The organism is Pseudomonas sp. BF-R-19 (genome assembly GCF_019956445.1).
In the GTDB taxonomy this organism is placed as follows: domain Bacteria; phylum Pseudomonadota; class Gammaproteobacteria; order Pseudomonadales; family Pseudomonadaceae; genus Aquipseudomonas; species Aquipseudomonas fluorescens_BH.
This window is the reverse complement of record NZ_JAHBDN010000080.1, coordinates 21481-32423: the sequence shown is the minus strand read 5'-3', so window position 1 is coordinate 32423 and position 10943 is coordinate 21481. Positions and strand designations below refer to the sequence as shown.

Sequence of the window (10943 nt, the reverse complement as noted above, 5' to 3'; positions counted from 1 at the left end):
CGTTCGCGTGCTCCAGGTCGTTACCGATGCAAGCCGTGACGCTGACGATGCGATAGATCAGCCGACAAACGTCGATGCGCCAAGACGATGAAGCAATGAGCGTTTTTACACACTCTGGGCCGAAAGCAGTCTGTCACGACTGAACGAAATCGACTTGATTGCGCTGGTGGCACGTTGAGGGACTCGCCTGGAAAAGTACAACTTCGAACTCAAACTGTTGATCGCGAGAAGTGGGCTTGCGAGAAAGACAAGTGAACTTATGTCTGGAAGAATCGGTCGGGACGACACGAGTCAAGGGCAGAGGATGCCTTGTTGTCGACTATTTCCTCGCTGGCAAGACGGCCCACAATCGCCGCCAGAGTGACGCCGGGATGCATTGCGCAAACGTACACTCCGCCGATTTCGGGTAGATAGCCGATGATGGGGATGCCATCGACAGGAATTGGCCTGAGTCCGACACAAGCCAATTCCGGATCAATGGAAGTAACCCCATAGAGTTCGTTCTGGATGACCCGGGCAGTTCGTAGCGCTATCTCTACTGGCTGGTTTTCCAGGGACTCTCCCAAATAATCTTCCGCCGCCAGCAACGTACCATCGGTGCTTTGCCTTACTTCCATTTGAGGGCTGGAGATGATGGTGTTCACGAGATTGGGTTGTGTCTTGTAGCGGATGAGTATTGCCGCAGAGGCCTCTATTGGCAGGGACATCTTTAACGTCTCAGTCAGCTTCGTGATGCCTGTCCCCGCTGCCAGTACGACAATGTCTGCATCGATGATGCCCGTTACGGTTTCGACTCCCGTCACCTTTGCGTTCTGAGTTGAAAAGCCAAGCACCCGAGTATGCGTAAGAACTTTCGCACCATGATTCCGGGCTCCTGCGATCAAGGCGTGAGTTGCTTCCACTGCGTCCAGCGCGCCTTCTTCGGCTTCATACAAGGCATACTGAGGGGGACTCTTAAGGTTCGGCTCAAGACCGAGTATCTGGGGGCGAGATACCAGGATTGTCGAAAGCTGGTTGCCTGAGGCTTGCAGTGCACTATCCAGGCTAGCGCTGTAAGACAGGGAGCCTGTCCATCGTACTTTCAGACCCGGCAGTTCGGTTTGGAGGCGGCGGTATTCCTGGATGGCGGCGCTACGCAATTCTGCGATTGGATCGGGCCCGCTATGTGAGGTGTTGATCCATGCGAATGAGCTTCCGGTCACGCCGGACGCTATACCTTCAGCCTCGATCAGGATGACATTCGCGCCTTTGCCTGCCAGGTGATACGCCAAGGACGCGCCAACAATGCCTGCGCCAATGACAACAACTCGTTTGCCTGCGCTACCTTCCATAACAGCTTCCGTTCTGTTGACCTGATGAAAGTACTACATCCAGATGATCTCAGGGTTTGCGAACCTGGTCGTCTGCAGGTGCGCTTGCGCTCGATAACGAATACTCAGGGTTCGCCGTTGCACCGGCTCACTATATTGCCTTCGCTGAACGCAAACATGCATGTCCCTGGCAGCTAATTTATCGCTGGCGGATCACGTTGAGGGTAAACATGCGGAGCCTCGATTCTCTCCTTGAGCTTGGCAGCAAAGTCGTGAGCACTTTTTTCATGCCGAAACTGAACTCGCCTGATGCCAAAACATACAGACCAAAGAGCTTCGCCTTGACTGGACGGGTACTCGACTTTCACTGACATGATCATGTCTCCAGGGCGTGATCCAAGGGTTAAAAGTGGATTTCAGCGGTCTTGAGGCCCAAGTCTCGAAGCTCGGCGATCAAGTCATCCAGATGCCCGAAAGACTCGACTTCCTCGTTGTCATCAACCAGGAAATAACTTCTCCCGGCGTCCTTCTTGAAAAACACGATCCACTCCTTGGGGTTGGTCGGGTTTGCGATCACATGGGTGTCAAAGGTCACGCCTTCGGCGTGTTTGCTTTTCACAGTTTTACGATTCATGTCAGTCACCACGCTACACGCGCTCTCAAGATTCTCTATTTGCAGTGCATGCCCGCCCAGCTCCATCTGAACTTTCTCTATAAACATCTCCAGCCGCACGAAGCAGTGGATCAGGGCATTTCAATTATCACTGTATGTTAATATTATGCACATGCATCCACTGAGGAGCTAGCCATGATTGCGATAGGTGAGGCATGGAAGGCGGGGTTGTTGGGGCGAAAGCATTGGCTCCGCAATTTGGTGTCTGGCGTGATCGTCGGGGTCGTGGCGCTCCCCCTTGCAATGGCGTTTGCCATTGCATCTGGCGTCAAGCCTGAGCAAGGCATCTACACCGCAATCATCGGTGGTCTGCTGGTTTCACTGTTTGGCGGAAGCCGCTTGCAGATTGCCGGACCGACAGGTGCGTTCATCGTGATTCTGGCAGGAGTCACGGCCAAGCATGGTGTCGACGGTCTGCAAATCGCCACGATGATGGCGGGTGCCATGTTGTTATTGCTGGGGATGGCCCGGCTCGGCGCAATCATCAAATTTATCCCCGATCCGGTGATCGTCGGATTCACCGCAGGCATCGGCGTGATCATCTGGGTCGGACAGTGGAAAGATTTTTTCGGTTTACCGAGGATCAGTGGAGAGCATTTCCATGAAAAGTTCTGGCATTTGCTCCAGGCGCTCCCGGATCTTCATATGGCCACGACCCTGCTGGCGGTACTTAGTCTTTTCCTGGTCATCACCGCTTCCAGAATTCCCGGACTCAAACGGGTACCTGGCCAATTAGTCGCAATGGCGGTAGCTACGGCGATACAGTCAACCTTTCATTTCGAGGGGGTAGCCACGATTGGCAGCGCATTTGGGGGCATACCTCAAGGCCTTCCAGCGTTGGGCCTGCCTGAAATCACGCTGTCTCGCGTCATCGATTTGATCGGTCCGGCGTTCACCATCGCCATGCTTGGAGCGATCGAATCGCTGCTGTCCGCAATGGTGGCCGATGGTATGGCAGGCACTAAGCACGATTCCAATCAGGAGCTGATCGGTCAGGGAGTGGCTAACCTGGTCACGCCATTGTTTGGCGGCTTTGCGGCTACCGGAGCCATTGCCCGTACTGCAACCAATATCCGTAACGGCGGCACGAGCCCGCTGGCCGGCATTACGCACGCGGTCACGTTGGTGCTTATTATTCTGTTTCTGGCACCTCTGGCCTCAAACATCCCACTGTGCGCCCTGGCCGCGATTCTTTTCGTGGTCGCGTACAACATGAGCGAGTTGAAGCACTTCAAACGCATGGTCCAGCGGGCCCCACGCGCAGACGTAGCTATCCTGCTCATCACTTTCAGCCTCACAGTGTTCAGTGACTTGGTGATCGCCGTGAATATCGGCGTCATTCTTGCGATGCTGCACTTCATGCGCCGCATGGCCTCCTCTGTGGAGGTGCAACAGGTCATCGAGCACGAGCTTGAAGAAGAGCTGAGGGCCAATGGCCATGTTCGCCTGCCGCCAGGGACATTGATTTATACGATTGAAGGGCCATTGTTCTTTGGCGCGGCTGAGACCTTCGAGCGTGTCCTGGCACAGACCCATACCGATCCACACCTGCTGATTATTCGCTTGAAGCGTGTACCGTTTATGGATATCACTGGCTTGCAGGTGCTGGAGGAGGTCATTCAGCAACTGCACAAGCGCAATATCGTGGTGAAACTCTGCGAAGCGAACACGAAGGTGCTCAACAAGCTCGATAGGGTGGGTATCTTGCAAGAAATCGGCACGGAGCATTACCACGCCGACTTCAACACTGCGCTGGCCAACGCTGTCAGTCTTGCAGAGGGTACGTCGAGCCTCTAGAGGCTTGCTGCCCGTGTCAGGTTATGACTTGGTACTGGCGGCATGCTTACTCTTGGTCGAATAGCTGGCGCCGTGAGTGTCCAGGTAGTCACGAATCAGTTGACGGACAACCTGCGAGGGCGTCAGGTCCTGTGCTGCACAGAGTTCCTCGAAAGCTTTTTTCTTGACGGGATCAATGAGCACAGTGAGGCGCGCAGTCTTGCTTTCCATGGGGTATTCAATCGCTCAAGTCGCTAGATGTTAATCAAATTGTAATTGCCTTGTCCGGTGCTGTCACTGAGCTGCTCGTTACTTCGACTTTACCCAGAAGAAAAGATTTGGCTCTCACGGTGGGTGATGAGGTAGTGAGGGGCTGCAATCAATCAGAGGCAAACGGACTTGCCATCCTGTCGGTAGTGACTGGGCGTTGCTATCGAACCTGAGCTTTCGCCTGGATCACCCACAACCCCAGAAAAGTCAGAACAGCAAAGCCGCCTCCCATCAGGAAGGTAGCCTGGTAGCCAACCGTATCCCACAGCGCCCCCGCGATGGCACTAGCCAACAGCAAGGCGAACCCGGTCAGCAGATTGAACATGCCAAATGCCGTCCCACGCAGTTCAGCCGGCGCGCAATCGGCGATCAGGGCGGCGAATGTCCCTTGGGTAAACCCCATGTGCAGCCCCCACAGAACGACGCCGGCGACCAGGCCGGCGATGCCCGGCGCGAACGCCAGCGTCAGATCGGCAGCAATCAGAAATATCAGACCTGCGCCGAGCACCGTCACGCGGCTGACACGATCGGACAATGCCCCGGCGGGATAGGCTGACAGCGAGTACGCCACCCCCATGAGGACAAGTACCGCTGGTGCCCACATCGGCGCCAGCCCAACGGCCTGGCCGCGCAGGATCAGAAAGGCTTCGCTGAAGCGCGCCAGGGTGAACACCGCAGCGACACCCACCACCCACCAGTAGCCGGCGCCCAGTCGGGCCAATTCCCGCGGGCTCAAGGGCGTACGCACCCGTTGCGTCCCTTGCACCTGTCTGGGCTCATGAACGAACAAAAGCAGCACCGCGACGGCGAGGAAGGCCGGGATGACGGCCACCCAGAACACAGTCTTGAAGTGGTTCGCGGTCAGCCACATCAAACCAATCGCCAGCAACGGTCCCAGGAATGCACCAACGGTATCCAGAGTCTGACGCAGGCCGAAAGCCGCCCCCCGTATCGCAGGTGGCGTGATGTCAGCCACTAATGCATCACGCGGGGCACCGCGAATCCCTTTGCCAATGCGGTCGATAAAGCGCGCCCCGGTCAGCCAGTCCAGCGAGCCTGCCAAAGGAAAGATCGGTTTGGACAGCGCCCCCAACCCATAACCCAGCGCCGCAAGCAGTTTGCGCTTGCCCAATCGATCACTGAGTGCCCCGGAGAATACCTTGGTGATCGAGGCCGTAGCCTCGGCTATTCCTTCGATGAGACCCACTGCCAAGACGGAGGTACCCAGTACTGTCACCATATAGAGCGGCAACAATGCATGGATCATCTCTGAGGAGATGTCCATCAGCATCGAGACGAAGCCTAGCGCCCAGATGCCGCCAGGCATGGTGCGCCAGGCACTGCCAGTTGACGCCTTCTGGATTGGCGCAGCCGTTGAAGCACCGCCCGACTTGTCAGTGGTTTTCATCATGAGCCTCGACAACCTGTTTGGCATGGGCATCTGAAAGCGCTTCGCACACCTTTAACCGCGTCGCGGCTAGCCGACTCCTATGAAGGCGTGAGTGAGAAAAGTTGAAAGCTGCGCAAGGCAGCCTTCAGCTATAAACCCTGTGTACCGGGCAATAGTGACGCAGAGCGCAACGCCTACCAGATTGGTAAGGTGTAGCTGACGATCAAACGGTTTTCATCCAGATCGCTGCCAAAGTTGCTCGAGCGCACCGTCGCGTTGCGCCATTTCACCCCGACGTTTTTCAGCGGGCCGCTTTGCACGACGTAACCGATGTCGGTATCGCGCTCCCATTCCTTGCCCTCTGGCCGGTTATTGCCCAGGTCAATGTTGTCGCCGTTGATGTAGCGGGTCATGAAGGTCAGGCCAGGCACCCCGATGGCCGCGAAGTTGTAGTCGTAGCGAACCTGCCAGGACTTTTCGTCCTTGCTGGCGAAGTCGCCGATCTGCACGAAGTTCACCAGGAACGCGTCGGCGCCGTTAACGTAAGCATAACCAGTGTCACCGCTCATGCCTTGATAGCCCAGGCCAAACGCGTGCCCGCCGAGGTTATAGGTGAACATCGCACCGAACGCATTGTTGTCCACATTGCTGCCGCCATCGTCCGTAGAACGGGCGAAGCGCAGATCCGTCTTCAGCGACTGGCCCGTGGTGACCGGCAACATGTAGGTCAGGTTGACCAGGTGTTGACTGTAGAAGTTGTCGAGATGCCCATAGCTGTAGGCTGTAGCGAGATTGCCGGTCCATTTGTAATTCAGGCTGGCGAAATCGAATGTGTCGCTGGTGGCATTTTGCGTTGTGATGCCTTTGGCGCCAGTTCGGGTGATGCCCATGTCTTCGTCATTCGAGGAGTCGCGCTGATTGACCTGCGTCAGTCGTCCGGCATCCACCGTCATGCCTTCAATCTCCAGCGACGTCAGCTGACCGCCCTCGAACGTTTGTGGCAGCAGTCGTGAATCGTTGGCCAATATCGTCGGCAGTTTAGGCATCAGCGTGCCGAGTTTCAGCGCACTTTTGGAGGCGCGCAGCTTAGCGGTAAGGCCAAGTTCGCCATACTCGTCCTGGGAACCATTGCGGGGGTTGCTGTGGCGTTTGAGCAGGCCGGAACCCGCGCGATCAGGGCTGGAATCGAGCTTGACGCCCTCCAGGCCCAGGGCATCGAAACCCACGCCAATCAAACCTTCGGTGTATCCCGATTCATAGCGCAGCAGGAAACCCTGCGCCCACTCCTCTTGTTTGGATTGCGCGGCATTGGTTTGGCGAAAGTCACGGTTGAAGTAGAAGTTGCGCAGTTCAAGGCTGGCCTTGCTGTCCTTGATAAAGTCAGCAGCGGCCGGGGCTGAAAGGCTGATGACGCCTCCAGTGAGCAGGATTCGGGTAGCGAGAATGCGGGTGTTGCGGTCCATGGTGAAGCTCCTTTGTTTTTATTTTTGGAATCATGGGGCTGTCACCGAGCGGCTGGGGCTCGATGTCCAGGGGCAGTGCAGGTGTGAAGCTGCCCTCGCCAGAGGGGCGAGGGTTGTTGGAAAAAAAAACGCCAACGCCCAAAGAGAGGAGTTTTTGACGCGGCGTCGGCCCAATCGTCAGAACTGTTCCGCGCTCAGGCCATACAACGAGGCACTGCCGGCCCGAACGGATTGTTCCAGGCTCAAAATGCGTGGTAGCAAACGCTGGATGTAAAAGTCGGCGGTGGCGATTTTCGCGTCGTAGAAATCTTCGTCTTCGCCGCGTTTTTGCCGGGCAACCTGAGCCATGCGCGCCCAGAGCCAGGCGTAGGCGACGTAACCGAACAGGTGCAAGTACTCCACCGAGGCTGCGCCGACTTCGTTGCGGTTGGTTGCCGCCCTGTCGATTAGCCAGTCGCTGATGTCCTCCAGCCGCTGCACGGCATCGAGCAGCTGTGTGGCATAGGGTGCATCGGGCTGAGCGGCAAAACGGCGAATCTCGCCGGTGAATTGGCGAAGCACGAGGCTTTTATCGGCGAGCACTTTGCGTCCGAGCAGGTCCAATGCCTGGATGCCATTGGCGCCTTCGTAGATCTGTGCAATGCGCACATCACGGACCAATTGTTCCTGACCCCATTCGCGGATGTAGCCATGGCCGCCGAAAACCTGCTGGCCATTGATACAGCTTTCCAGGCCTGTGTCGGTAAAAAATGCCTTGGCCACCGGCGTCAGCAGCGCAACCAGGTTCTGTGCGTTATCGCGCTCGCAGGCATCGCAGGAAAACTTCGACAGATCCAGTTGTTGCCCGACATAACTGGCGAACGCGCGGCCGCCCTCGGTCATGGCTTTCATGCCGAGCAGCATACGCCGCACATCCGGGTGAACGATGATCGGGTCGGCCAGCTTGTCCGGGGCCACAGCACCGGTGGGTGCCCGACTTTGAATGCGTTCGCGGGCGTAGGCGACGGCGCTCTGGTAAGACGCCTCGGCGCAGCCGATGCCCTGAATGCCGATGGACAGCCGCTCGTAGTTCATCATGGTGAACATCGCTGCCAGGCCTTTGTTCTCCTCACCGACCAGCCAGCCACTGGCGCCGTCGAAGTTCATCACGCAGGTGGCCGAGGCCTTGATGCCCATCTTGTGTTCGATCGAGCCGCAACTCACGGCGTTGGCAGCGCCGAGGGAACCGTCGGCATTGACCAACACTTTAGGTACGACAAACAGCGAAATACCTTTCGGACCAGCAGGCGCGTTTGGCAGTTTGGCCAGTACCAGATGCACGATGTTTTCGGTCAGGTCCTGGTCGCCCCCAGTGATGAAAATCTTGCTGCCGGTGATCATGTAGCTGCCATCAGCCTTAGGTTCGGCGCGGGTGCGGATGAGCCCGAGGTCGGTGCCGGCATGGGCCTCGGTGAGGCACATGGAGCCGGCCCAACGGCCTTCATACATCGGAGGCAGATAGAGGTTTTTCAAGGTGTCGCTGGCGTGGGCGTCCAGCGCCAGACAGGCACCGGAACTCAATGCCGAATACAGCGCAAAACTTGAGTTGGCACCGTAGAGCATCTCTTCGAATTGCACGGCGAGCATTTTCGGCATGCCCATGCCACCGAACCCGGGGTTGCCGGACAATCCCACCCAACCGCCTTCGATGTAGGTAGCGTAAGCCTGTTTGAAACCGATGGGGGTGGTGACTTGACCCTCATGCCACTGCGCGCCTTCTTCGTCGCCGCTGCGATTGAGGGGCGCAATCAGGTGCGAGGTGACTTTAGCCGCCTCCTCAAGAATGGCGTCCGCCGTATCGGTGTCGATGCTGTCGGCCAGGGCCGGCAGGCGCGCCCACATGGCCGGGGCGTCGAACACTTCGTGCAGTACAAAGCGCATGTCGCGCAGCGGGGCTTTGAATTCGGGCATAACGTAAACCTCGTTGGGACGATTGTGTTGCGGGCACAGCGCCGCACAGGCGGGCCGTGCCCCTTCAGTCAATGGCTGGAAGCGGCGGCAGCGCCGAGGCCGGTCTGAGCGCGAACAAATTGGTCGGCGTAGGCGTCACGCTCCTTGTCGGCGCGCGCACTGCGGTCGAGTCTGGACACCACGACGATCACCAGGAAGGCCAGCGGCATGGAGAACAGCGCTGGATGGTCGTACGGGAAGATCGCTTGCGCATGACCGAGTACAGTCACCCAGACCGGTGGCGACAGGATCACCAGTGCCAGCGCACAGATCAGCCCGGCAAAACCGCCGAGGATCGCGCCTTTGGTCGTCAGGCCTTTCCAGTACATGGCCATGATCAGCACCGGGAAGTTGGTCGAAGCGGCGATGCCGAACGTCAGGCCCACCAGAATGGCGACGTTCATCTTCTCGAACACAATGCCCAGCACAATCGCGATGATGCCCAGGCCCACAGTGGCCATGCGGGTCACGCGCATTTCCTGTTTCTCGTTGGCGGTGCCTTTCTTGTACACGGTCGCGTAGAGATCATGGGAGATCGCCGAAGCACCGGCCAGCGCCAGGCCGGACACCACCGCAAGGATGGTTGCGAACGCTACAGCGGCGAGGAAACCGAAGAACAGATTGCCGCCGACGGCTTTGGCCAGGTGCATGGCAACCATGTTCCCGCCGCCAATCAAGGCACCGCCGACTTCGCCATTGACGTAGTACTGCGGATCGGTGCCGATGATCACCATTGAGACAAAACCCAGGGTGCAGACCACGAGGAAGAAGAAACCGATGAAACCGGTGGCGTAGAACACCGACTTGCGGGCTTCCCTGGCGCTCGGCACGGTGAAGAAGCGCATCAGGATGTGCGGCAGCCCGGCGATCCCGAACACCAGGCCGAGCGACATCGACACGGTGTTTATCGGGTTGGCGAGCAGTGAGCCCGGGCCCATGATGTTCCAGCCGCTGGCGTGAACACTGACGGCTTTTTCGGCCAGGGTTTCATAGTTGAAATCGAACTGCGACATGGCCATGACCGCGAGGGTGGTGCCGCCGACGAGCAGCAGCACAGCCTTGATGATCTGGACCCAGGTGGTGGCGATCATTCCGCCGAAGATCACGTAGATCAGCATCAGTGCGCCAACGATCATCACCGCAACCGGGTAGTCGAGGCCGAACAGCAATTTGATCAGTTGGCCGGCACCGACCATCTGCACGATCAGGTAGCAGCACACCACCGTCAGCGAGCCGAAGGCTGCGAAGATCCGCACCTTGTTCTGGTCCAGTCGATAGGAAACGATGTCGGCGAAGGTATAGCGCCCGAGGTTGCGCAGACGCTCGGCCATCAGGAAGGTAATGATGGGCCAGCCAACGAAGAAGCCGATGGTATAGATGAAACCATCGTAACCCTTGGCGAATACCAGGCTGGAAAGCCCCAGCAGGGTGGCTGCGGACATATAGTCGCCGGCAATCGCCAGGCCATTCTGAAACCCGGTGATACCACCGCCCGCCGTGTAAAAGTCCGAGGTGGATTTGGTTTGGCGCGCGGCCCACCAGGTGATGGCCAGCGTGCCGAGGACGAACACGAAGAACATGCCGATCGCATTCAGGTTCAGTGGTTGCTTTTCCACCGCGCCCATCGTCGGCGCGGCGAGCGCAATGGAGGCTGGCAGCAGAGCGGTAGCGGCGAGGATCAGTTTACGCAACAGAGTCATCACTTGCTCTCCTCGATAATGGCTGCGCCCAAGGCGTCAAAACGGGTATTGGCGCTGTAGACGTACCAACCGGTCAGTAACCAGGAAAACACGATGATTGCCGCGCCAACCGGCATGCCCAAGGTCAACATCCGATGTTCGCCCAGTGGTGCATGCAGCCACTGCGGGGCAAACGCCACCACCAGCATGAACAGGTAATAGGTGCCCAATACAACGGCGCTCAGCGTCCAGGCCAGGCGTGAACGGCTGCTCACCAGTTGAAGGAATTTCGGATTGCGCCGAATGCGTTCGCAACGTTGGGTATCGGTTGAATGGATGTCGATCATCGGTAGCTCCACATTGTTTTTGTTGTCGTTGTGTAGGGGCCGGGCA

The 10943-nt window shown here is 57.8% G+C and carries 9 protein-coding genes; 1 reads left to right on the top strand and 8 read right to left on the bottom strand.

The features are described 5' to 3' along the window. Positions 1–257: 257 nt before the first annotated feature. Together KGB28_RS22990 and KGB28_RS22985 are read right to left on the bottom strand one after the other, a co-directional pair. Entirely contained in the window at positions 258–1331 is a 1074-nt protein-coding gene (locus KGB28_RS22990) for an NAD(P)/FAD-dependent oxidoreductase (RefSeq protein ID WP_223448025.1), read from the bottom strand. A gap of 382 nt (positions 1332–1713) precedes the next feature. Then, positions 1714–1944 carry a hypothetical protein gene (locus tag KGB28_RS22985; RefSeq protein WP_046043128.1) on the bottom strand — a complete coding sequence of 77 codons (231 nt, stop codon included), beginning with the start codon at positions 1942–1944 and terminating at the stop codon, positions 1714–1716. A gap of 174 nt (positions 1945–2118) precedes the next feature. Between KGB28_RS22985 and KGB28_RS22980 the strand changes: the two genes are divergently transcribed. Then, the gene (locus tag KGB28_RS22980; RefSeq protein ID WP_223448024.1) at positions 2119–3780 is read left to right on the top strand and encodes a SulP family inorganic anion transporter; all 1662 of its coding nucleotides are present in this window, start codon (positions 2119–2121) and stop codon (positions 3778–3780) included. A 21-nt stretch (positions 3781–3801) separates the two neighbouring features. Here the strand turns inward: KGB28_RS22980 and KGB28_RS22975 are convergent, their stop codons facing one another. From KGB28_RS22975 to KGB28_RS22950, 6 genes are all read right to left on the bottom strand, one after another. Then, complete coding sequence (locus tag KGB28_RS22975; protein WP_150725560.1) at positions 3802–3990, bottom strand: ribbon-helix-helix protein, CopG family; 189 nt, start codon at positions 3988–3990, stop codon at positions 3802–3804. Positions 3991–4189: 199 nt separating this feature from the next. Beyond that, positions 4190–5437 carry an MFS transporter gene (locus KGB28_RS22970; RefSeq protein ID WP_411740598.1) on the bottom strand — a complete coding sequence of 416 codons (1248 nt, stop codon included), beginning with the start codon at positions 5435–5437 and terminating at the stop codon, positions 4190–4192. Between the two features lie 176 nt (positions 5438–5613). Next, positions 5614–6882 carry an OprD family porin gene (locus KGB28_RS22965; RefSeq protein WP_223448023.1) on the bottom strand — a complete coding sequence of 423 codons (1269 nt, stop codon included), beginning with the start codon at positions 6880–6882 and terminating at the stop codon, positions 5614–5616. A 177-nt stretch (positions 6883–7059) separates the two neighbouring features. Beyond that, the gene (locus tag KGB28_RS22960) at positions 7060–8832 is read right to left on the bottom strand and encodes an acyl-CoA dehydrogenase C-terminal domain-containing protein (protein ID WP_223448022.1); all 1773 of its coding nucleotides are present in this window, start codon (positions 8830–8832) and stop codon (positions 7060–7062) included. A 68-nt stretch (positions 8833–8900) separates the two neighbouring features. After that, positions 8901–10571, bottom strand: a complete 1671-nt coding sequence (locus KGB28_RS22955) for a cation acetate symporter (RefSeq protein ID WP_223448021.1) — start codon at positions 10569–10571, stop codon at positions 8901–8903. After that, positions 10571–10897, bottom strand: a complete 327-nt coding sequence (locus KGB28_RS22950) for a DUF485 domain-containing protein (protein ID WP_108217678.1) — start codon at positions 10895–10897, stop codon at positions 10571–10573. Before KGB28_RS22950 ends, KGB28_RS22955 begins: the two co-directional genes overlap by 1 nt. Between the last annotated feature and the right edge of the window lie 46 nt (positions 10898–10943).

What these genes read in the sequence shown, in the direction of transcription:
- KGB28_RS22950 (WP_108217678.1), bottom strand. Translation starts at nt 10,897, where the DNA reads ATGATCGACATCCATTCAACCGATACCCAACGTTGCGAACGCATTCGG.
- KGB28_RS22955 (WP_223448021.1), bottom strand. Translation starts at nt 10,571, where the DNA reads ATGACTCTGTTGCGTAAACTGATCCTCGCCGCTACCGCTCTGCTGCCA.
- KGB28_RS22990 (WP_223448025.1), bottom strand. Translation starts at nt 1,331, where the DNA reads ATGGAAGGTAGCGCAGGCAAACGAGTTGTTGTCATTGGCGCAGGCATT.
- KGB28_RS22970 (WP_411740598.1), bottom strand. Translation starts at nt 5,437, where the DNA reads ATGAAAACCACTGACAAGTCGGGCGGTGCTTCAACGGCTGCGCCAATC.
- KGB28_RS22965 (WP_223448023.1), bottom strand. Translation starts at nt 6,882, where the DNA reads ATGGACCGCAACACCCGCATTCTCGCTACCCGAATCCTGCTCACTGGA.
- KGB28_RS22975 (WP_150725560.1), bottom strand. Translation starts at nt 3,990, where the DNA reads ATGGAAAGCAAGACTGCGCGCCTCACTGTGCTCATTGATCCCGTCAAG.
- KGB28_RS22985 (WP_046043128.1), bottom strand. Translation starts at nt 1,944, where the DNA reads ATGAATCGTAAAACTGTGAAAAGCAAACACGCCGAAGGCGTGACCTTT.
- KGB28_RS22980 (WP_223448024.1), top strand. Translation starts at nt 2,119, where the DNA reads ATGATTGCGATAGGTGAGGCATGGAAGGCGGGGTTGTTGGGGCGAAAG.
- KGB28_RS22960 (WP_223448022.1), bottom strand. Translation starts at nt 8,832, where the DNA reads ATGCCCGAATTCAAAGCCCCGCTGCGCGACATGCGCTTTGTACTGCAC.